At 56.7% G+C, this 22,824-nt stretch carries 11 protein-coding genes, 2 tRNA genes and 6 pseudogenes; 12 read left to right on the plus strand and 7 right to left on the minus strand.

What is annotated here, in order from left to right; genetic code table 11:
• Positions 1-2: 2 nt before the first annotated feature.
• The 5 genes from AAHB66_RS16495 (at position 3) to lpxP (ending at position 6,476) form a co-directional block, all read left to right on the plus strand.
• Complete coding sequence (locus AAHB66_RS16495; protein ID WP_347113642.1) at positions 3-3,362, plus strand: CapA family protein; 3,360 nt, start codon at positions 3-5, stop codon at positions 3,360-3,362.
• Positions 3,363-3,601: 239 nt separating this feature from the next.
• Entirely contained in the window at positions 3,602-3,874 is a 273-nt protein-coding gene (locus AAHB66_RS16500; RefSeq protein ID WP_347113643.1) for a hypothetical protein, read from the plus strand.
• Positions 3,871-4,566, plus strand: coding sequence for a hypothetical protein (locus tag AAHB66_RS16505; protein WP_347113645.1), 696 nt, complete (start codon positions 3,871-3,873; stop codon positions 4,564-4,566). Before AAHB66_RS16500 ends, AAHB66_RS16505 begins: the two co-directional genes overlap by 4 nt.
• Before the next feature lie 91 nt (positions 4,567-4,657).
• Complete coding sequence (locus AAHB66_RS16510; RefSeq protein WP_347113646.1) at positions 4,658-5,317, plus strand: hypothetical protein; 660 nt, start codon at positions 4,658-4,660, stop codon at positions 5,315-5,317.
• A 238-nt stretch (positions 5,318-5,555) separates the two neighbouring features.
• Entirely contained in the window at positions 5,556-6,476 is a 921-nt protein-coding gene (gene lpxP / locus AAHB66_RS16515) for a kdo(2)-lipid IV(A) palmitoleoyltransferase (RefSeq protein ID WP_347116508.1), read from the plus strand.
• A gap of 489 nt (positions 6,477-6,965) precedes the next feature.
• Here the strand turns inward: lpxP and alaC are convergent.
• Positions 6,966-8,209, minus strand: a pseudogene (alaC, locus tag AAHB66_RS16520) (alanine transaminase).
• A 385-nt stretch (positions 8,210-8,594) separates the two neighbouring features.
• Here alaC and AAHB66_RS16525 point away from each other — a divergent pair.
• On the plus strand, positions 8,595-10,301 hold the full coding sequence (locus tag AAHB66_RS16525) for a sensor histidine kinase (protein ID WP_347113648.1): 1,707 nt from the start codon (positions 8,595-8,597) through the stop codon (positions 10,299-10,301).
• A 3-nt stretch (positions 10,302-10,304) separates the two neighbouring features.
• Positions 10,305-11,042 carry a LytTR family DNA-binding domain-containing protein gene (locus AAHB66_RS16530; RefSeq protein ID WP_347113650.1) on the plus strand — a complete coding sequence of 246 codons (738 nt, stop codon included), beginning with the start codon at positions 10,305-10,307 and terminating at the stop codon, positions 11,040-11,042.
• A gap of 41 nt (positions 11,043-11,083) precedes the next feature.
• On the opposite strand, the pseudogene glk reads toward AAHB66_RS16530, so the two are convergent.
• Positions 11,084-12,050, minus strand: a pseudogene (gene glk, locus AAHB66_RS16535) (glucokinase).
• 204 nt (positions 12,051-12,254) lie between these two features.
• Here glk and AAHB66_RS16540 point away from each other — a divergent pair.
• Positions 12,255-13,491, plus strand: a pseudogene (locus tag AAHB66_RS16540) (ion channel protein).
• Here AAHB66_RS16540 and ipdC read toward each other — a convergent pair.
• Positions 13,492-15,148, minus strand: a pseudogene (gene ipdC / locus AAHB66_RS16545) (indolepyruvate decarboxylase). It abuts the pseudogene before it with no gap.
• 184 nt (positions 15,149-15,332) lie between these two features.
• On the opposite strand from ipdC, the pseudogene mgrA reads away from it, so the two are divergent.
• A pseudogene (gene mgrA / locus AAHB66_RS16550) lies at positions 15,333-16,332 on the plus strand (L-glyceraldehyde 3-phosphate reductase).
• A 126-nt stretch (positions 16,333-16,458) separates the two neighbouring features.
• A complete protein-coding gene (ypeC, locus tag AAHB66_RS16555; RefSeq protein WP_347113652.1) occupies positions 16,459-16,797 on the plus strand; it encodes a DUF2502 domain-containing protein YpeC in 339 nt (112 codons plus the stop codon).
• Between the two features lie 29 nt (positions 16,798-16,826).
• Here ypeC and AAHB66_RS16560 read toward each other — a convergent pair whose 3' ends face one another.
• Positions 16,827-18,068, minus strand: coding sequence for an Nramp family divalent metal transporter (locus tag AAHB66_RS16560; RefSeq protein ID WP_347113654.1), 1,242 nt, complete (start codon positions 18,066-18,068; stop codon positions 16,827-16,829).
• A 347-nt stretch (positions 18,069-18,415) separates the two neighbouring features.
• Here AAHB66_RS16560 and AAHB66_RS16565 point away from each other — a divergent pair, with 347 nt between their 5' ends.
• On the plus strand, positions 18,416-19,603 hold the full coding sequence (locus AAHB66_RS16565) for a NupC/NupG family nucleoside CNT transporter (protein WP_347113655.1): 1,188 nt from the start codon (positions 18,416-18,418) through the stop codon (positions 19,601-19,603).
• A gap of 39 nt (positions 19,604-19,642) precedes the next feature.
• Here the strand turns inward: AAHB66_RS16565 and AAHB66_RS16570 are convergent.
• The 3 genes and pseudogenes from AAHB66_RS16570 to AAHB66_RS16580 all read right to left on the minus strand — a co-directional run bounded on the left by AAHB66_RS16570 (position 19,643) and on the right by AAHB66_RS16580 (position 22,243).
• Positions 19,643-21,839, minus strand: a pseudogene (locus tag AAHB66_RS16570) (EAL domain-containing protein).
• A gap of 211 nt (positions 21,840-22,050) precedes the next feature.
• Positions 22,051-22,126: transfer RNA gene (locus AAHB66_RS16575), tRNA-Ala, on the minus strand.
• Positions 22,127-22,167: 41 nt separating this feature from the next.
• Positions 22,168-22,243: transfer RNA gene (locus tag AAHB66_RS16580), tRNA-Ala, on the minus strand.
• Between the two features lie 220 nt (positions 22,244-22,463).
• On the opposite strand from AAHB66_RS16580, the gene AAHB66_RS16585 reads away from it, so the two are divergent.
• Positions 22,464-22,823, plus strand: a complete 360-nt coding sequence (locus AAHB66_RS16585) for a YfeC-like transcriptional regulator (RefSeq protein WP_347113656.1) — start codon at positions 22,464-22,466, stop codon at positions 22,821-22,823.
• Position 22,824 lies beyond the last annotated feature (1 nt).

Here is a 22,824-nt window from a genome sequence, read left to right on the forward strand (position 1 = left end):
CCATGAACCAGACATCAACCCGCCAACACCCTGCTGACGCACCGGGATGGACGGCCGCCGATCTCGAAAAACTGCCCGGCAGCCGGTGGCATAATCGCCCAAATGCTGACTGGCGTGCTGACGACATCGCCATTCTGCACGATAAAACGTCCTACTCCGGCCCCTGCCTGTTTGTCGCTATCGACCCCGACACCTGGCGGCAGGGCTCCGGCAACACCGGTATTTACGCGGGCTGGGACGATACTCATCTGTCGCTTTCACGCCATGCCTCCCGCTACTGCGGGGCGATCGTCCAGCGACGCCTGGAGGATCTGCCCCCGGATTTTCCCCAACTGGTGATTGGCAACAGCTATCAGGCGCTGCTGTGGCTGGCAGAAGAGGCGCGGCGGCGGCTGGACGGTAAACTGGTGGCGATCACCGGTACGGTAGGGAAAACGACGACCAAAGAGATGCTGGACAGCATCCTTGCTCCTCGCATGTCGGTGGTGGCGAGCCGCGGCAACCATAACACCCGCACGGGGGCGTCGGTCACGCTGGCCCGCACCGCCTGCAATCCGCAGGCGGTGGTGATGGAGGTGGCGATCTCGGCCCTGTGGATGCGCAACGGCGGGATCGGCCCGCGCATCAAGCCGCATATCGTCATCGTGACCGAAATCGGTATTACCCAGGTGGGGAGGAGCGTCACCTCCCTTGAGGACGTGGCGCGCTTTAAAGCCCGCATCAGCCACGGTTTGATTCCGGGCGGCTACGCCATTTTAAACCGCGATATGGCCGGGTACGACATCGTGGCGGAGGGGGTCAGCCGCGATGGTGCCCGCATCATCAGCTACGGTTTCGAGTCCGCCGCTGACGTGCGCATTACAGCCTTTGCTCCGGATGAGGGCGGGAGCCAGATTACCCTCACTTTCCGCAATCAGACGCTGAGTTACCGGCTGGCAGTCCCCGGCAAGGGGGGCGCGCTTAACTCGGTGGCGGCGCTGATCGCCGCCGATCTGCTGGGCGTCAGCCCGGAGCAGAGCATCACCTGCCTCGAAGCCTGGCGCGGCGACGGGCAGCATATGGGCATTACCGCGCTGGCGCTGCCAGACGGCGGAGCGGTCACCCTGATTGATGACAGCTACAACGCCGAATACCTGTCGCTGCTCAACGCCTTTGAGGTGGCGGCGCAGCGTGCCCGCGACGGCGGTGGTCGGGTTATTGCCCTGCTCGGGCGCATCGTCAATCTCGGCGAGCAGGCCGGGGCGATCCACCGCGCGCTGGCGGATCCCTTGCTGTCGGCGGGATGCCAGCAGGCATTTCTGCACGGTGAGGAGATGTCGGCTCTGCACGATGCCCTGCCGGAGGAGGTTCGCGGCGGTCATTTCCTCACCGCTGAGGCGCTGGTGGAGGCCGCTGCCCCTGCGTTACGCGACGGCGATATCGTGCTGGTCAAAGGCAGCACGCGCAATTCCGACTTTAAGCGGGTCGTCGGCCTGCTGAAAACCCGCCTCGCCGCGCCGACTGCGCTCGGGAAGGGGCAAACCGCCCGCCTGCTGATCAACCTCTCTACCGGCGAACAGCGGGTCTCTGAGCTGAGCGACAGCACCTTTGCGCCGGGCTACCTCAGCCAGCTATTGCTGACCGTCTGTGTCGCGGAGCGTCTGCTGGCGAAAAAAATCACCCTCGAAACCCCGGTTAACGTGCACGATATTGCCGCTACCGTCCTGGAGGGCAACCCGGCGCTCGGCCTGCCGCGGGGCAGCACAGTTACCGTAAAATCACTGGTGCAGGGGATGCTGATCCATAACGCCTGCGATGCCGCCATTCACCTTGCAGAACTGCTGGCGGGCAGCAGCGCAGAAGCGCTGAAACAGCTCCGGGCGCGGATCGCCACGCTGGGGATGCGCCACACCCATCTCAATAACGTCTCAGGCCGCCCCCGCCCTGGCCAACGCACCACGCTGGCGGATATCGCCCGGCTGGTGCGCCATTTCCACCAGCGCTACCCGCACCTGTTGCCGTGGCTGGGGGAGAATGAGGCGGCGATCGGCGAGCGGGTCTACCGTAAAAGCAGCAACCTGCACAGTGACGGCAGCGCCTGGGGGCAGTTCAGTGCCGGACGCTGGGGCGTTGCGCTGCAGTGGATTGCCGGCGAGCTGTGGCTGGCCTGTGCCGCCGGGGCGGATGACGCTTTCCATCTCGACTATCTATTGGATGCGCTGCTGGCCAGGGCTGAAGGCAGAGCGCCCGTTCCGGAGTCCGTCGCCCGGCAGATCGAAAAGCCAGCCGCCACCCTTACCTTGTTGGGTGACACCTATTTTGGCGAGTGGTACACCCGCAGGCGCCAGGCGCGCGGGATTGATGACGCCCTCCAGCGCCACGGCTATGACCACAGCTTCGCGGCTATTGCCCCGCTGCTGCGCGGCAGCGACTTTACCCTCGCCAACTTCGAAGCGGCGCTGACCACCGACCTGAGCGCCAGCCTTGAGGGCCGGAAGCCGTTCTGTCTGACCGGGGATCCGGCCGCCTCGGTTGCCGCCCTGCGTAAGCAGGGCATCGACGCGGTGGCGCTGGGCAACAATCACGCCATGGACGCCGGATTACCGGGTCTGCACAGTACCCTGGCAGCGTTTCAGGAAGGTGGGATCGCCTGCATCGGAGCCGGTCTTAATGCGCATCAGGCGCAGGCCCCGCTGGTGCTGACGGTGGGCGGCAGGCAGTACAAAATCTTCAGCGCCTACTGGTATCGACGCTACATGGAGCAGGAGTGCGCCTTTTACGCCCGCCCCCGCCGCGCGGGCGTCGCCTGCCTGAGCGGCGGATTGATCGAACAGCTGCGTCAGGAGAAAGCGAGCCCCCGCCCGGCCACCACCATCGTACTGGCCCACTGGGGGCTGGACTACCGCTGGACCACCGCCGGCCAGCGGGCGCTGGCGAAACGCCTGAGCGAGGCCGGTGCCGATCTCATCATCGGCTCCGGGCCGCATATGGCGGGCGACGCCGCCCGGCTGGGTGAGAGCCTGGTGGTCTACAGCATCGGCAACGCGGTGTTTAACAGTAACGGCGAGTATCAGGCGCGCGGCATGCCCGCGTACGGTTTTATCGTCCGTCTGCTGCTCGGCCACCCGACGCCACAGATCCAGCTCTTGCCGATCTTTACCGACAATAAACGGACCTTCTGGCAGCCACGCCCGGTTAACGAGGCTGAATTTGCCGATCTGATCGCGCAGCTGAAAGCGCAAGGAATGGCGATTGACGAGAGCGGCGCGGGCTGGCGCGCCGTCAGCGTGAAGGGTGAATGTATGCTGGTGATGGCGCTGGACGACCGCTTTGGTCTCATGCCATCGGACGAGGAGCAGGGAGTGAATAATAATAAATCATGAGGAGTGGATGTTGGTGGTGAATACATACTGACCCTATCGCCGCCTCAACGGAGCGGCGCACAGGGGGATTTTCAGGTGGGACAACTACCTGAATTACAATTCCCGATTACAGTTAAGGAGACATCCCTCCGCTGTGATACAGGGTCAGGACAAATTGATGAGCGTGCCACTGCAAAAAATACTCCGCTGCGGGCTGATGCTGTTGATGCTGGTCCTGGGCGTCAGCGGGTGCTCTTCCCATGACAATGCCGCCAGCCGGGGACGGCCGGTACAAAAATACTATCGTCCCGGGTACGTTCAACCCCCCGGCGATACCCGTGCAGCGCGCGCAGGAGCCATACAGAGAAATACCTGAGGACGCGCCGTCGCCGGTGAAAGTGAAAAAACGGCCGCCGATTAAAGCAGCAGAACAACGTCAGCCCAGGGCGGTACCGGTGCTGGACAATTCGTTGCCCGAGCAGATCTGGCAACCGGCGATAACCCGTCAGACAAGTCTGGAGCTGAAATCATGACGGAACGCGTCATCGGTGAACTCAGTCCTCGCCCTGCGATTAAGCGACCTACGCTGCCGCTCTGGCAGAACGCTCTGGTGATTATCATCACCCTCACCTATCTCATCTGCGAGCTGGCATTCAACTCGCGCCTGCTGGATCTGGTGGGCAGCCTCTCCACGCCCGACGACATTCACAGCATGGAACGCTATGGCCGGGCGTTAACCGCCATCGCCGCGGCCCTGCTGGTGCTACAGCTGGTGCTGGCGGGCAACGCCGGGCTGAAAAGGCGCGGCATCGATTTTCCCCCGCTGTACGTTGCAAGCATGGTGTTTTCGCTCTGCCTGCTGACCGGCGTGGTGACCTGGCAGACGGTGGAGCGAGTGATTGAGCACCAGGTCGCGCAAAGTACCGGTGAATTTCGCCAGAAGTCGCTACTGGCACAGCTCTATCAGCAATCCTTAATTGACGGACATCAGACGCTGGAGGGGATCCCGCTGGATCCCGACGGCGGGCAGCGCCAGACCTGGTCCAGCCCGTCGGGGAAAGCGTTTCTGGCAATGCTGCCGCTGCTGATGAGTTCGGTCAGCCGCTATCACCAGCTGCTCGAAAGCGAGGCGGCGCAGAACCTGCGCGACAGCATCAGCGTCCAGGAGGGGGGGGATCCTCGGCTATTACAAAGCCTGGCTGGCGGCGCGTGCGGAAATTTATAAGGACTATCTCGACTACTACAAGATTACGCAGACAGAGGTGCGTTATCACGGAGAGATAATCCCTGCCCGGCTCGACTGGGAGGCGTTTTTTATGCTGGAGGTGGTGCAGAACAGGCTGCGTGACAGGCTGTCCCTCCCCCGCCAGAGCAGGATTCGTCCCGAATACCCTAAAGATGACGCCCTGAAGCAGTTCGCCCTACAGTTACAGGCACCCCATCTTGATTACGCTGTGCAACAGCAGCTCCCCCACCTGCAGGCCGCGCTGGCAAGCTACGGCGCGGGCGGCGTGAATGAAAAGCAGGGAGAGGATGCGGCGCGGGCGGTGATTGTCCCGCCGATTGCGCTGATGTTCTCGCTGCTCGGCGCGCTCACCCATCTGGCAAAACTGCTCTATCTGCTGCTGCTCCCCCTGAGCGCGGCCCTGCTGTATATCACCTCGTGGCGTCCGGTTCGCCTGCTCAACCGCCATCCGCTGACCTTCCCGGTGCTGCTGATCTGCCTGCTGCTGGGGATGTTCAGCGTGATGAATAACAGCATTACGGCCTCACCGGCTTATCACGCCTTACGCCAGGGTTTACAGGGGGCGGATGTGGCGATTACCGGGGAGCCCTCGACGCTGAGCGGCGGCACGCTGTTGCGGGTTATTCATGCGGTGAGCATCGGGCAAAGCTACAGCTATCCGCTCAACCACGCCTTACGCGAGAACCTGTTAATGGGCTTTGATTTTGGCTATGAAACACGTGAAAACTAAGGTCTTTTTAGAGACAATAAACATGCCTGTTTTTTGCTGTATTTTTAGGCACAAAGTAGTGATGGCAGTTAAGATATATTCAGTGCTACATTACGCCGCCCAACGGCAAATCGCATTATCAGACCAGTCGACCTGTACGGTAACAGCCCGGAACCATTAGTATTAATACGGGTCATAAAAGCAGTACGGCGTATCGCCCGTCTGGGGCTACCTACACACTCTTCATAAAGGTTGTTTTATCTTGTCTCAATGCAAATTCACACTCGCCCTTTTACACCCGCGTTACTGGTTTACGTGGTTTGGTCTGGGTGTCCTGTGGCTGCTCGTGCAACTTCCCTACCCGGCGCTGCTCTGGTTGGGTTCCACCCTTGGTAGCCTCTCGCGCCGTTTCCTGAAACGCCGGGAATCCATCGGCCGCAGAAACCTCGAGCTCTGTTTTCCGGCCATGTCGCCCGAAGAGCGCGAGCATCTTATTACTGAAAACTTTAAATCCATCGGCATGGCGTTACTGGAAACGGGGATGGCCTGGTTCTGGCCGGATCATCGGGTACGCAAGTGGTTCGATGTGGAAGGTCTGGAAAATTTACAGCGCGCGCAGGCCAAAAACCGCGGAGTGATGGTGATCGGCGTGCATTTTATGTCGCTGGAGCTGGGCGGTCGCGTCATGGGGCTATGCCAGCCGATGATGGCCACCTATCGGCCGCACAACAGCGCGCTGATGGAGTGGGTGCAGACCCGGGGCCGCATGCGTTCCAATAAGGCAATGATCAGCCGAAATAACTTACGCGGATTAGTCAGCGCCCTGAAAAAAGGGGAAGCGGTGTGGTTTGCCCCCGATCAGGATTACGGCCGCAACGGCAGCAGCTTCGCCCCCTTCTTCGCGGTGAAAAATGTCGCCACCACCAACGGGACATTTGTGATTTCACGCCTGTCCAAAGCCACGATGCTGACCGTGACCATGGTGAGAAAAACCGATAACAGCGGTTATCGCCTGTTTATCATGCCGGAACTGGAAAACTATCCGCAGGAAGAGGTGGCTGCCGCAGCCTGGATCAACAAGGTGATCGAGCGAGAGATCATGCGTGCGCCGGAGCAGTATCTGTGGGTACATCGCCGCTTCAAAACCCGTCCTGAGGGCGAGGCCTCCCTCTATCGTTAACCCTCTTCTGAAGGTTAGTTTCGCCTTGAAACTAACCTTTTCAATCACCTGTAATCACGATGATGTATCGTTAGCAGGCTATGTTGCTCAAGCACAATTTATTACCCTGGGAAATTAAACTGTCGCCGTTCCACGACACTCGTAAGTGACGGAAATTATTTAAGAAAACCCCTCTTGTCACCCCTGAAATTTAGGCGTACATTAGCGCCGTCTGGCTACCTGAAAGCACAGAATTCTGAGCTGGAGTTAATGCCATCACGGGGATAATTCTCATTTCCGTCCTGGCCTGACTTCACCTCTCTATACTCAGTTGGACTCTGTATTTAATGCGTATCACGAAATACGCGGAGCGATGAACGTGAAATATTTCTTTATGGGTTTTTCAGTTATTGTGTTCGCCTGGGTCGGTACTTTTGCCCTGATGATGAACTGAGCAAAGAATATATAGTCAAAAAAACAGGAGCCAATTGGCTCCTGTTTTTTTGGTGCTTACTCCCCGGTCTGCTCCGGCGAGGCTTTTGTCGTCTGCGGCAATAGCCCGTCGGCACGGAACATACTCTTAATCCCCCCTCACCGCCTGACGAATACGGTCACTGTTCTCAATCAGCGCGAAACGCACGTGCGTATCACCGTACTCGCCAAAGCCCACGCCCGGCGAGACGCAGACTTTCGCATCCTGCAGCAGCTTCTTGGCGAACTCCAGCGAGCCCATCCCGGCGTAGGCGTCCGGAATTTTGGCCCAGACGTACATCGAGGCTTTCGGCATCTCGACCATCCAGCCCGCCTCATGCAGCCCTTTGACCAGCACATCGCGACGGCGTTTGTACTGCGCGGCGATATCCTTCACGCACTGCTGATCCCCTTCGAGAGCAGCAATGGCCGCCACCTGCAAGGGGGTAAAGGTACCGTAGTCGTGATAGCTTTTGATGCGCGCCAGGGCGTTCACCAGCGTCTTGTTGCCGACCATAAAGCCGATACGCCAGCCCGCCATGTTGTAGCTTTTCGACAGGGTAAAGAACTCCACCGCCACGTCGCGTGCGCCGGGGACCTGCATAATCGACGGCGCTTTCCAGCCGTCATAGACAATATCGGCGTAGGCCAGGTCATGGACCACCAGCACGTCGTAACGCTTCGCCAGGGCCACCACCTTTTCAAAGAAATCGAGTTCGACACACTGGGCGGTCGGGTTGGAGGGGAAGCCGAGGATCATCATCTTCGGCTTCGGATAACTTTCGCGAATGGCGCGTTCCAGCTCGTTGAAAAAGTCGACGCCCTCCACCAGCGGCACGGAGCGGACCTGCGCGCCGGCGATGACCGCGCCGTAAATATGGATCGGGTAGCTGGGATTTGGCACCAGCACCGTGTCGCCATGATCCAGCGTCGCCAGCATCAGATGCGCCAGCCCCTCTTTCGAGCCGATGGTGACGATGGCTTCGCTCTCGGGATCGATCTCCACCTGATAGCGATCCTGATACCAGCGCGAGATGGCGCGGCGTAAACGCGGGATCCCTTTGGAGGTAGAGTAGCCATGCGTATCCGGGCGCTGGGCAACGGTGCAGAGTTTTTCCACGATATGCGGCGGCGTCGCGCCGTCCGGGTTGCCCATACTGAAATCAATAATGTCTTCGCCGCGCCGACGCGCAGCCATTTTCAGTTCGGCGGTAATATTGAATACATACGGGGGGAAGACGATCGATACGCGAAAAACGACGTTCAGGACTGGAGTCAGCCATAACTACCTCAGATAACGTTAGCGCCCGGACCGTCCGAGCGACGTCGCCACGGTGTGTGGCGTGTTTAGAAAATAACCCGAAAAAATTCGCCTTGTCGAGAGGCAAAAATAAAAAAAAACGTAGCGCTAAAACGGGAACACTGCTGCGGCTAAAACGGGAAGTGAGAATAAAAAGAGGCATTTCTGATGCCATTTTCTTAACATTTTAATATCAATAGATTTACGACTTTCGGGTGGGTTTTCTCAACGGAGCAACGTTCTGGTCAACCTGAAACTATCCCCTTTGAATAGTATGGTTTATCCCCATTTCATAAAACTGACGGATGACTGGTCATTGGGCGTCAGGTTTTTTATCATGGTTCTTTCCCGTTTTCCCAGGTTTACCCGTGCACGAAATATTCAATATGCTGCTGGCGGTCTTCGATCGCGCGGCATTAATGCTGATTTGCCTTTTCTTCCTGATCCGTATCCGCCTGTTCCGCGAGCTGCTGCATAAATCGGCCCACTCGCCGCGCGAGCTGCTGGCGGTCACCGTCATCTTCTCGATGTTTGCCCTGTTCAGCACCTGGTCCGGGGTGCCGGTGGAAGGCTCCCTGGTCAACGTGCGCATTATTGCCGTAATGTCAGGCGGGATCCTGTTTGGCCCCTGGGTGGGGATTATCACCGGGGTCATCGCCGGGCTTCACCGTTACCTGATCGATATCGGCGGCGTGACGGCTGTCCCCTGCCTGATCACCTGCGTTATTGCGGGCGTGATGTCGGGCTGGATCAACCGCAAATTCGCCAAAAAGCAGCACTGGCGGGCGGGCATTATCGGTGGAATGGTTTGTGAAACCATGACCATGATTCTGGTGGTGGCCTGGGCACCGACCGTCGAACTGGGGCTGGATATAGTATCGAAAATCGGCATCCCGATGATCCTGGGCACCGTTTGCATCGGTTTTATCGTGCTGCTGGTGCAGAGCGTGGAGGGCGAAAAAGAGGCCAGCGCCGCGCGCCAGGCCAAACTGGCGCTGGATATTGCCAATAAAACCCTGCCGCTGTTTCGCGATATTAACGCCGAATCCCTGCGTAAGGTGTGCGACATCATCCGCACCGATATTCACGCCGATGCCGTTGCCATTACCAATATTAACCGGGTGCTGGCCTATGTGGGCGTGGGCGAGCATAACTACCGGGATAATGACGATACCGTCAGCCCCACCACCCGTCAGGCCATCAGCGACGGCAAAATCATTATCAAAAATAACGACGAAGCCCACCGCACGCCGGAGATCCACTCCATGCTGGTGATCCCGCTGTGGGAAAAAGGGGTCGTCACCGGCACGCTAAAAATTTACTACTGCCACGCGCACCAGATCACCTCCTCTTTACAGGAGATGGCGGTCGGGCTGTCGCAGATTATCTCCACCCAACTGGAGGTTTCGCGTGCCGAGCAGCTGCGGGAGATGGCCAACAAGGCCGAGCTGCGCGCCCTGCAGAGTAAAATTAATCCCCATTTCCTGTTCAACGCCCTGAACGCTATCTCCTCGTCGATCCGCCTCAATCCGGACACCGCCCGGCAGCTGATTTTCAATCTGTCGCGCTACCTGCGCTACAACATTGAGCTGAAGGATGACGAACAGATCGACATCAAAAAAGAGCTGTACCAGATTAAGGATTACATCGCCATCGAGCAGGCGCGGTTTGGCGATAAGCTCACCGTCATCTATGACATTGATGAAGAGGTGAACTGCGTGATCCCGAGCCTGCTGATCCAGCCTCTGGTGGAGAATGCCATTGTCCACGGCATTCAGCCGCGCAAGGGCAAGGGCGTGGTGACAATAAGCGTGGCGGAGTGCGGCAACCGCGTGCGGGTGGCGGTGCGCGACACCGGCCACGGGATCGATCCGAAAGTGATTGAGCGGGTGGAGTCGAACGAGATGCCCGGCAATAAAATTGGCCTGCTGAATGTTCACCACCGCGTTAAGCTGCTCTATGGTGAAGGGCTGCATATTCGCCGCCTTGAGCCGGGCACCGAGATTGCCTTTTATGTGCCCAATGAACGCTCCGCCGTTCATGCGCAGACGTTGTTATCGCCCTGGAGAGAGTAACCCATGAAAGTCATCATTGTGGAAGATGAAATACTCGCGCAACAGGAGCTGAGCTGGCTGATCAAAGAACACAGCCAGATGGAGATCGTCGGCACCTTTGAGGACGGGCTGGACGTGCTGAAATACCTTCAGCACAACAGGGTCGATGCCATTTTTCTGGATATCAACATTCCGTCGCTGGACGGCGTGCTGCTGGCACAAAACATCAGCCAGTTTGCCAGCAAGCCTTTTATCGTTTTTGTGACCGCGTGGAAAGAGCATGCGGTGGAGGCCTTCGAGCTGGAGGCCTTCGACTATATTCTGAAACCGTATCAGGAATCCCGAATCGTCAGCATGCTGCAAAAGCTTGAGCAAGCCTGGCAGCAGCAGTCGGGCGCGGGACAGGCCGCAGTCTCACCGGTCACGCGTGAAAATGACACTATTAATTTGATCAAAGACGAGCGCATCATCGTGACGCCGGTGGACGATATCTATTACGCCGAAGCGCATGAGAAGATGACCTTTGTCTATACCCGGCGCGAGTCGTTCGTCATGCCGATGAACATTACCGAATTCTGCAGCAAGCTGCCGACGAGCCATTTTTTCCGCTGTCACCGGTCGTTTTGCGTCAACCTGCACAAGATCCGCGAGATTGAGCCCTGGTTTAACAACACCTACATTTTGCGGCTGAAGGATCTGGATTTTCAGGTGCCGGTGAGTCGCAGCAAGGTGAAAGAGTTTCGCCAGCTGATGCACCTGTAAGAAAGATCCCCGGTGAACGGACGTTTACCGGGGAGGAAGGATTACAGCACCTGGCCCAGGGTCTGACGCAGATGCGCCCCGGCGCCCAGCAGGCCCGGGTTGTCATGGACGATCAGGTATACCGGGATATCACGAACGTAGTCGCGGAAGCGGCCCTTGTCTTCAAAGCCGCCGCGGAAACCGGAGGATTTAAAGAAGTCGAGGAAGCGCGGCACGATCCCGCCCGCGATATAGACCCCGCCAAAGGTGCTCAGATTCAGCGCCAGGTTGCCGCCAAACCGCCCCATGATGACGCAGAACAGCGACAGCGCACGACGGCAGTCGGTGCAGCTATCTTCCAGCGCACGTTCGGTCACGTCTTTCGGCTGCAGGTTTTCCGGCAGACGCCCGTCAGACTTGACGATCGCCCGGTAGAGATTCACCAGCCCCGGACCGGAGAGCACGCGCTCCGCCGACACGTGGCCCAGCTCCGCGCGCAGCTCTTCGAGAATAATGCCCTCTTCTTCGCTGTTAGGCGCGAAATCGACGTGGCCGCCTTCGCCCGGCAGGCTGATCCAGCGCTTATCGACGTGTACCAGATGGGAGACGCCAAGACCGGTACCGGCACCATAGACGGCGATCGGCTTACCTTCCACCGGCTGGGTGCCGCCGAACTGGATCAGATGCTCCGGCTTGAGCATCGGGATCGCCATCGACACCGCGGTAAAGTCGTTAATAATTTCCAGATGCGCAAAACCGAGGTTCGCTTTCATCTCCGCCGTGGAAAACGCCCAGGTGTGGTTGGTCATCGCCACCCAGTCACCGGTAATCGGGCAGGCAATGGCAATACTGCCATCCTCCACGCTGACATCATGCTCGGTCAGATAGACACGAACCACCGCTTCAAGGCTGGGATAATCCAGCCCGGAATAGGTTTTGGCGCGGGAGATCTCCCCCCGTATTGACGTCACATAACGCCAGACGCGCGTTAGTGCCTCCTACATCACCTACCAAAGCATACTTTGTCATTCTTCTACTGCTCCGCTAAAGTCAAAATAACTCTTTGGCACACTCTAAATTCAAGGCCCGATAACAACAACGACCTGAATAAAAGCACCCCAGGATTATCGATCTTCGTCACAGATTCACTTTACCGTTTCAGCACCATTTGCACTATTAGCATCAGTCTGAGCGTGCAAAGTAAAGACCGCCATTTTTTACAAGGAAATCATCATGCTCCATCCGCGAGCCAGAACGATGCTGCTGTTGGCCCCGCCCGCGCTGATTATTGGCGTCGCCTCCAGCCTGATTCTGATTGTGATTATGAAAGTCGCCTCAGTATTACAGTCAATACTGTGGACGTCATTGCCTTCCACGGTCGGCCTCAGCGCGAGTTCCCCGACCTGGGTGATTTTGACCCTGACCTTGACCGGTATTGCCGTGGGTCTGGTGATCCGCTATAGCCCGGGTCATGCCGGGCCGGACCCGGCGACCGAGCCGCTGATTGGGGCTCCGGTGGATGCCGCAGCCCTGCCGGGGTTAATTATCGCCCTGATTATCGGCCTGGCGGGCGGGGTCAGTCTCGGGCCCGAGCATCCGGTGATGGCGGTGAATATCGCCCTCGCCGTTGCCGTGGGTTCGCGCATCTTCCCCCCGGGTGAACGCCCTGGACTGGACCATTCTCGCCTCGGCGGGCACCATCGGCGCGCTATTTGGCACGCCCGTCGCGGCGGCGCTGATATTTTCCCAGACCCTGAGCGGCAACACCGAGATCCCCCTCTGGGACCGCCTGTTCGCCCCGCTGTTATCCGCCGCCGCGGGGGCCCTGACCACCAGCCTCTTTTTCCATCCCCACTTCTCGTTACCCATCGCCCACTACAGCCAGATGCAGCTGGTGGATATCTTTAGCGGGGCAATTGTCGTCGCCATTGCCATTGCGCTGGGGATGGTGGCGGTCTGGTGCCTGCCGCGTCTGCACCGGCTGATGCATCGTCTGAAGCACCCGGTGCTGATTCTCGGTGTGGGTGGTCTGATTCTGGGGATCCTCGGGGCTATCGGGGGTAACATTACGCTGTTTAAAGGGCTGGATGAGATGCAGCAGATGGCCTTTGGTCAGCTGTTCAGCGTCTCAGATTATCTGCTCTTTGCGCTGATCAAACTGGCGGCGCTGGTGGTGGCAGCGGCCTGCGGTTTTCGCGGTGGGCGGATCTTCCCGGCGGTGTTTGTCGGTGCCGCGCTGGGGTTGATGCTGCATGAGCACGTCGAGGCGGTGCCAGCAGCGATCACCATCTCCTGTTCGATTCTGGGGCTGGTGCTGGTTGTCACCCGGGATGCCTGGCTGAGTCTGTTTATGGCAGCAGTGGTGGTGCCAGACACCACCCTGCTGCCGCTGCTCTGTATCGTGATGCTGCCCGCCTGGCTGTTGCTGGCGGGCAGACCCATGTTGGCTGCCTGGAACGATGAGAAGTAATCAGGCGCTTTTGCGCGCTTCCAGCGCCTGAATGATGCCGCTCAGCAGCGGCGGAACATCGGCTTTCGGCAGCATGACCTCAATCAGTGAAAGCCGTTCCGGGTGCGCCACTCTCTCCAGCACCTCTTCCAGCTGCACCGCCTCACTCACCCGCCAGCACTCGGCCTGACAGTCCAGGCTGAGGGCCTGCGGGATCTGCGTCCAGTTCCACAGCGCAATGTCGTTATAGCGCTGATTCGGACCATGAATGGCGCGCTCTACCGTGTAGCCTTCGTTGTTCAGGACCATGATCACCGGGCGCTGTTTGTCCCGCAGCATCGAGCCCAGCTCCTGGATGGTGAGCTGCGCCGCGCCGTCGCCGGTGATCGCAATCACGCGGCGGTCCGGGCAGGCCGTCTGCGCGCCATAGGCGGCGGCGAGGGTATAGCCAATCGAGCCCCAGATTGGCTGAACGATAAAGTTCACGTCTTCAGGTAACCGCAGCGCGCCGGCACCAAAGGCCGATGTCCCCTGATCGGCCAGAATGATATCCCCCCGGGCGAATAAAGGTTTGCAGCGTTTTCCAGAAACTATCCTGCGTCAACGAGCCAGGATGGACCGCATGCAACTGCCGTGCCGGGCGGGCCGCCGTGGTGGTATTAACGTACTGATGGCACAGGCTGGCGAGCACCTCGATCGCCTGGGTCATTGGAATACCGGTGTACCAGACGTCGCCGATCCGCGAGGCGTGCGGCTGAACGTCAATGGTCTGCTGATGCGTGAGCTTGTGGGTAAATCCGGCGGTAAGCGTATCGGTAAAGCGCGTCCCCACGCAGATCACCGTATCGGCGCCTTCAATAGCTTCATTGATATCACCGGCGCTGGCGGAGCCGCTGTAGGTGCCCGCGAAGCCCGGTTTGCGCTCGTCAAAAATCCCTTTCCCCATCAGCAGGGTGGCGTGCGCCATTGGCGTCTGCTCCACCCAGCGCTGGAGCTGATTTTTCAGGCCGTAACGGAGGACAAGGAAATCGGCCAGCACCGCGGTGCGCTCGCTCGCAGCCAGTCTTTTCTCCGCCGCCTGGCGGAAGGCATCGAGGCGGAAACTGTCGCTTTCATACAGCCGGTCAATGAGAGCGCTTACAGGCGGGCTGGCAGGTTTTTTTGCCACATCGGCCGGCAGCATAATGTAGCCGGGACGGCGCTCCCGGAGCATTTCGGTCAATACGCGGTCAATTTCATAGCAGGCGTTTTGTTCGGTAAGATGCGCCTGCGCGACGGTAACGGGTTCACTCATTTTATAGAAGTGACGAAACTCGCCGTCACCGAGGGTATGGTGCAGCAGCTCCCCTCTTTTTTGCGAGGCACTTCCCGGCGCACCCACGATATGCAGAACCGGAACGTGCTCGGCAAAACTGCCCGCGATACCGTTCATGGCGCTGAGCTCGCCCACCCCAAAGGTGGTCAACAGCGCGGCAAACCCTTTGCAGCGCGCATAGCCATCTGCAGCGTAGGCCGCGTTTAATTCGTTAGCACAACCCACCCAGCCAATATCCGGGCTGGCGATAACGTGATCGAGGAACTGCAAGTTGTAGTCGCCTGGCACACCAAACAGATGATCGGCACCACAATCTGTAAGGCGGTCCAGCAGGTAATCGGCGACGGTGTAGGGGGTAAGCATGACTATTATCCTTATAATGTTGACTTCACTTTGAGTATTGAAGAAGCGTGATAGCTGTCCAGGAATGGCGATAATCAGATCCTGGAAACCATGCTTTACGTATTTTTGCGCGGTAATCTGTTTGCCTCAGTCGTGGTGTAAACGTATACACTGAATGACTTTCTGACGCAGAGGGATAAAACTCATGGTTTACCAGGCGGATCAAAATCGTTATCAGTCAATGAATTATCAACGATGTGGGCAAAGCGGTCTTAAGCTACCTGCCATCTCCCTCGGGCTGTGGCACAACTTTGGCGACGCCACCCTGATTGAAAACAGCCGTCAACTTTTACATCGCGCCTTCGATCTGGGCATTACCCATTTCGACCTTGCCAACAACTACGGTCCGCCGCCGGGATCGGCTGAGCGTAACTTCGGGCGGATCCTGCAGGAAGATTTCAGCGGCCTGCGCGATGAGCTGATCGTCTCGAGCAAAGCGGGCTATACCATGTGGGACGGGCCGTACGGCGACTGGGGCTCACGTAAGTACCTGATCGCCAGCCTCGATCAAAGCCTGAAACGCATGGGGCTGGAGTATGTTGATATCTTCTATCACCACCGCCCGGATCCGGAAACGCCGTTGCAGGAGACCATGAAAGCGCTCGACCACGTCGTGCGTCAGGGCAAGGCGCTGTACGTCGGACTGTCCAACTACCCGGCAGAGCTGGCGCAACGGGCCATTGAGATCCTCGATGATTTGGGTACCCCCCTGCCTGATCCACCAGCCAAAATTCTCGATGCTGGAACGCACGCCTGAAGAGGGATTACTGGATGTGCTTAAAAAGAAAGGGGTGGGATGCATTGCCTTTTCGCCGCTCGCCGGCGGCCAGCTGACCGACCGTTATCTGAACGGCATTCCGGCAGACTCCCGCGCCGCCAGCGGCAGCCGCTTCCTTAACCCGGATCAGATCACGGAAGAGAAGCTGGTTAAGGTGCGCAAACTCAATGCGCTGGCCGAACGTAGGAATCAGAAATTGTCGCAGATGGCGCTGGCCTGGGTATTACATCACGAGGCCATCACCTCGGTGCTGATCGGTGCCAGCAAAACGGCGCAAATCGACGATGCGGTGGGCATGCTGGCGAATCGTCACTTCACGCCAGAGGAACTTAGCGAAATAGAATCGATCCTGAACAGCGCAGAATAAAAGCACTTTTAGCAAAAAGTGCTACGCCTTCTGAATTAGGAGTTAAAGCGATTATCCGGGGCTTTACCGCCCCTTAAAATTGCATTAACAAGCCGATTACGGCTCCGATCGTGAAGGAGAATAATAATGTTCAGGTCCCTGATTCTGGCAGCAGTATTAATGGCTTCAGCCCCGCTGGTCGCTAATGCTGGCGAAATCACCCTGTTGCCATCGATAAAATTACAAATTGGCGATCGCGATAATTACGGTAACTACTGGGACGGTGGCGGCTGGCGTGATCGCGGCTACTGGCATCGTAATTATGAATGGCGTGGCAACCGCTGGCACAAACATGATAACGGCTATCATCGTGGCTGGGATAAACGCAACGCTTACGAGCGTGGCTACCGCGAAGGCTGGAACGATCGTGATGACCACCGCGGCCGCAAAGGTCACGGTCATGGCGGACACGGTCACCGTCACTAACAGGAAAAAGGCGCCTCGCGGCGCCTTTTTTATAAGCCCAGTGCTGTGCCGATCAGCAGCCACAGGTTCAGCGCCACCACCAGCACCACTATCGCCCACCCTGCCCGTTTGACCATCACGCTGTTCACCAGATCGCCCATCAACTTCCTGTCGCTGGTAAATACCAGCAGCGGCACCAGCGCCAGTGCAATACCAAAACTCAGCAGCACCTGGCTCATCACCAGAATGCGGGTCGGATCCAACCCCATCAGGATCACGATAAAGGACGGCAGCATGGTGACGGAGCGACGCACCCACAACGGAATATGGAAGCGTACAAAGCCCTGCATCACCACCTGCCCCGCCAGGGTGCCCACCACCGTCGACGAGAGACCCGCCGCCACCAGGCTCAGGCCAAAAATGGTGGCCGCCGCGTGGCTGAGTAAAGGTTCCAGCGTCAGATAGGCCTGATCCAGATCGGCAATACCGGTATGACCGTTGAAGTGGAATGCCGCCGCGGCGGTGGCCATCATTGCCAGATTCACAAACCCGGCGATGGTCATGGCGATCGCCACGTCCCATTTGGTCGCGGAATAGCGTTCATGCCGCGACCCCTCGTGCAGATTCTGAGTCAGCGAGGAGTGCAGATAGATCACGTGCGGCATAATTGTCGCCCCCAGTACCCCGGCCGCCAGGAACACCGCTTCGGTGGTGGGTAGGCTCGGAATAGCCATCCCTTTGCCAAGCTCTACGAAGTCAGGCTGAGAGAAGATCAGTTCAACAATATAGGCTGCCGCCACGAACAGCAGCAGGCCGCCGATCACTTTTTCGAGCGGCTTCTGCCCGCGACGTTGCAGCATCAGGATCAGGAAGGTGGCGATACCGGTTAACACCGCGCCCTGCAGCAGCGATACCCCCAGGATCAGCTTAAAACCGATCGCGGCACCAATAAATTCCGCAAGGTCGGTCGCCATAGCGATAATCTCTGCCTGCACCCAGTAAAACCAGACCAGCGGACGCGGATAGTGGTCGCGGATCTGCTCGGCGAGGTTTTTACCGGTGGCGATGCCCAGTTTTGCCGACAGCACCTGGATCATCATCGCCATCAGGTTGGCCCATACCACCACCCACAGCAGTTTATAGCCGAAGCTGGCCCCGGCCTGGATGTTGGTGGCAAAGTTACCGGGATCGATATAGCCAATAGCGGCAATAAACGCAGGTCCCATTAATGCAAACCGCATTTTGCGTGCTGCTCTGCCACTGCTACTCTCATCAACGCGACTGTTGCTCATTTTTGCCTCAGGAATATAGCCTTTGCTATGTTTAATGCTACCAAAATGCGAATGATTATCAAGTTCATTTAAAGTGGTTATCGTGATTACAGTGATAGCGAAGAACAATCAGCAGGCTGGAATGATGAATAAGCTGGCGGGCGTAAAAAATACGCAACCTTTGTGAAGCGTAGCACACAAACTTAACTTTTAACGCTTTTACACAACATAACAAAAATGTATCTCATGTCACTATTTTTGAGTCTCGTCACAGGACGTGACTATAGTGTGGCTTTGATCTCGTTTTCTTTACGCTTGTTTCATAGAATGTGCAGCGAAATTAAACCTGCCTCATATTTGGAGCAAATATGGACCGCGTCCTACATTTTGTCCTGGCACTTGTTGTCGTTGCCGTGCTTGCGTTGCTGGTCAGCAGCGATCGCAAAAAAATCCGTATTCGTTATGTTATTCAGTTGCTCGTCATTGAAGTGCTGCTTGCCTGGTTCTTCCTGAACTCAGACGTTGGTCTGGGCTTTGTGAAGGGCTTCTCTGAGATGTTCGAAAAACTGCTCGGATTTGCTAATGAAGGGACCAACTTCGTGTTCGGTAAAATGAACGACGAAGGTCTGGCATTCTTCTTCCTGAAAGTTCTGTGCCCTATCGTCTTCATCTCTGCTCTGATCGGTATTCTGCAGCACATTCGCATTCTGCCGATTGTGATCCGCGCTATCGGTACCGTGCTGTCGAAAGTGAACGGCATGGGCAAACTGGAATCTTTCAACGCCGTAAGCTCCCTGATCCTCGGTCAGTCTGAGAACTTTATCGCTTATAAAGATATCCTCGGCAAAATGTCCCGCAACCGCATGTACACCATGGCGGCCACTGCAATGTCTACCGTTTCCATGTCTATCGTGGGCGCGTATATGACCATGCTGGAGCCAAAATTCGTGGTTGCTGCGCTGGTTCTGAACATGTTCAGCACCTTTATCGTTCTGTCCTTGATCAACCCGTACCGCGTGGATGAAAGTGAAGAGAACCTGCAGATGGCGAATCTGCACGAAGGTCAGAGCTTCTTCGAAATGCTGGGCGAGTACATTCTGGCAGGTTTCAAAGTGGCGGTTATCGTTGCAGCGATGCTGATCGGCTTTATCGCCCTGATCTCCGCGCTGAACGCCCTGTTTGCTGCCGTACTGGGTATCTCCTTCCAGGGCATCCTGGGTTACATCTTCTACCCGATTGCCTGGGTAATGGGTGTGCCGGCAAGCGAAGCGCTGCAGGTGGGCAGTATTATGGCAACCAAACTGGTTTCTAACGAATTCGTCGCCATGATGGATCTGCAGAAAATCGCTGGTTCCCTCTCCCCGCGCGCCGAAGGCATTCTCTCTGTCTTCCTGGTCTCCTTCGCCAACTTCTCTTCTATCGGTATCATCGCGGGTGCGATTAAAGGCCTGAACGAAGAGCAGGGTAACGTGGTTTCCCGCTTCGGTCTGAAACTGGTTTACGGTTCTACGCTGGTCAGCGTCCTGTCTGCGTCTATCGCTGCACTGGTTCTGTAATCAGCAAAAAAAACCGGGGACTTATCCTCCCCGGTTTTTTTACGCCTGTAATTCACTGAGCGGGCGCGGTTTACCCACTAAATACCCCTGCAGATAGTCCACTCCCGAGGCGAGCAACATCTCTCGCTGCTCCTCCGTTTCTACATACTCCGCCACCACACACAGAGAGCGGGTCTTCGCCAGATTGCAGATCGACTTCACAATCATCGCATCCATTGTGTCGCTACAAATATCCTTCACGAAGCAGCCATCAATCTTGATGACATCCGCCTGCAGGCGCTTGAGGCGTTCGTAATTGGCGTAGCCAGTACCGAAGTCGTCGATGGCAAGTTTGAAGCCGTAGTGACGCAGTTGCTGAATGTTGGCGATACTGACTTCCGAATTGGAGAACGCCTGCTCTTCGGTCACCTCTATGATCACCGTCTGCGGTTTTACCCTGTAGCGTTCAAACAGGGCGATGATCTCCGCCGCAACCTCTTTTTGCATCAGCGTTAAGGGCATCAGGTTCACCGAGAAACGCGCGCAGAGCGCGTCTGTGGGGTGATCCCGCAACCATGCCAGCAGCGCCTCTACCACGCTGATATCGAAGCGTCGGCTCAGGTTAAACTGCGCCACCAGCGGCAGAAACTTATCGGGCGTCAGGATCTCTCCGTCGCTCTCCAGACGCGAAAGGATTTCGTGATAGCCTCCGCCGTCTCCTCTCTGGATAGGCTGGGCATACAGGCGTAAGCCGCCCTCATCCAGCGCCTGCTTAACACGGCTAAGCATCAGGACGCGCTCCGTCGTCTGCCCGGAGACTGTCTCCTGGCTGTTATTCAGCGACAGGACCTGATGCGCCTGGCAGGACTTTTTCCGCCAGCCAGCTGAGCTGGCCGAGCGTATGGTAGAGACTTTCGCCGCACTTGTACTCCACGCCTCCCCAGGCGGCGCCAAACTCAATATCCAGCCCGGTGTTGTTCCAGTAAATTTTACGGCTGTTCAGGTGATCAACGATGTGCTGTAACCGCGCCCCGGGTTCCGGGCCGCTGAGCACGATGACCAGTTCGTTACCGGGGATCTGGAAAACCTGTTCATTACGCATCAGCAGCGGCTGCAGCTGGCGAATGATGGCGCGTTTACACTGCACGCGCATCATCAGGCCGTAATGACGGCTCAGGAACTCCAGATTATCCATCCGCAAACAGCACAGGGTGGTGCCCTTGTTGTCCGCCAGAAACGTCTCCAGAGCGCGCAGGTTGCGCAAGCCGGTCAGCGGATCGACCAGCGCCCTCTCCTGCCAGCCGCGCTTAAGCCATTCGCTGCGCTGATAAATGCGCGACATGTAAGCCAGACAGATGGCGAAGGAGATGAGTACCGACAGTACAAACGCCAGCGAGTAGCCGTTCTGTACCCCCTGCAGAAAGTTGCTGTTATAGGTCAGCAGTAATAACGCGCTCACCGCCCAGCCCAGAACAATCAGGGGATAGCGAAAGCGACTGATGCCAATTGTGAATAAAATGAAAATAACAGGAACCAGATAGCCGGCAATAATATCTGACGTAAAGGGTATACAGAGCAGAAAAAGCACAAAAACAAGGCAAAGAAGTAAAGCAGATGTAAATAACAGGTTTCGGGATGAGAAGGAATTATGCATATTTCTTCGCCAGAAGGCACGCGCATAATTCGGATTAATAATCATTCTTAATGGGTAATAGAATAACATCGTAAAGATAATAACGGCGCAAACCAGGCTCTGAATATCGACAACATGATAAATCACCGAGCCTCTGTCCGTGAAATTGGCGAGGGTAACAGGAAAATCACAGAAATAGCCTGCCAGGTACATCGACAGTTTTATTGCCAGCGGAAGGGCAAACCCCAGCCAAGAAATACGCGCCGCCATAAACCGGCTGGGCACATGGTACCGCCAGCGCGGCCCCACCTGCCAACGGAGGATAGCGCATACCGCTAAAGTACTAAATACCTGGCAAAAAAGCAGGATAACATCCTGCTTTGCCGACAGCTGTAAATTCCATTCGTTAAGTATGGCAAAACTGATAATAATCGGCAGGATGGCCTGACGACCAAATAATAATACGATCGCCAGCATGACGCTCAGTGGCATCCATGCAAGATAAACCTCAAAGCCATCGACAACAGATTTGGGGGAAATAAGTCGGGAAAAAGGCACGACAATCATGCATAACGCCAGAGCAAGCAGGAAGCTCTTGCCGTTAATATTAATTATGCTTTTCATTAAGTTTATTTAACTGTTTACCTGGCGATATTAAATTCATATTAATAATAGAATCTTTAAAACCGTGATACAACATTCCAGGTCAGGAAAAGTCATTACATAAAGTAAAGTTTTTATCAAAAAAAAGCTAATTATTTGTCAAGGCGGTGATAGTAAAGGATTTATTGCAGGCATAAAAAAACCCCCCGCCATTCGGCGAGGGTTCAAATTTTGGTGGAGCTAAGCGGGATCGAACCGCTGACCTCTTGCATGCCATGCAAGCGCTCTCCCAGCTGAGCTATAGCCCCACAGTTTTGTTTACGCACCAGACTCTGTTGGGTTCAGAGTTTGGTGGAGCTAAGCGGGATCGAACCGCTGACCTCTTGCATGCCATGCAAGCGCTCTCCCAGCTGAGCTATAGCCCCATCGCGTAAAGCGTGTCGTGTTGACGGGCGGCATAATATGAATTCCATTGCTGAGTGTCAACGGCAAATTCTCACTCTGGCGTTCAACCGCTGAAAATTCATGCAAATGAATCACATTGCGAGGATGCTCGCAGCCATGAGTTAATCTTGTCACGTTTTCCAGTAAAACGGTGTTATAAAATGAACCATTAATTACCCACACTCTTACTCAGGAAATTGCATGATCAAGGAACGAATGACGCCAGAAGAGTTGGCCCGGCTCACTGGTTATAGCCGACAGACCATCAATAAATGGGTGCGTAAAGAGGGATGGTCCACGTCGCCAAAACCCGGCGTTCAGGGTGGTAAGGCACGTCTGGTCCATGTTAATGAGAAAGTACGGGAATTTATACGCAATGCGCGTCGTGCCCCGGAGGCGGCAACATTAGCGGAAGCCCCGGCGGATAACTCCCTGCAGGCCCTGCTAATAACGCTGGCCAATGAGATGACGCCGACAGAGCAGAAACAGCTGACCTCTTTATTACTCCGGGAAGGGATCACCGGATTGTTACAACGCTTAGGGATTCGCGATCAGAACTGAT

The sequence above is a fragment of the Leclercia sp. S52 genome, from assembly GCF_039727615.1.
In the GTDB taxonomy this organism is placed as follows: Bacteria; Pseudomonadota; Gammaproteobacteria; order Enterobacterales; family Enterobacteriaceae; genus Enterobacter; species Enterobacter adecarboxylatus_B.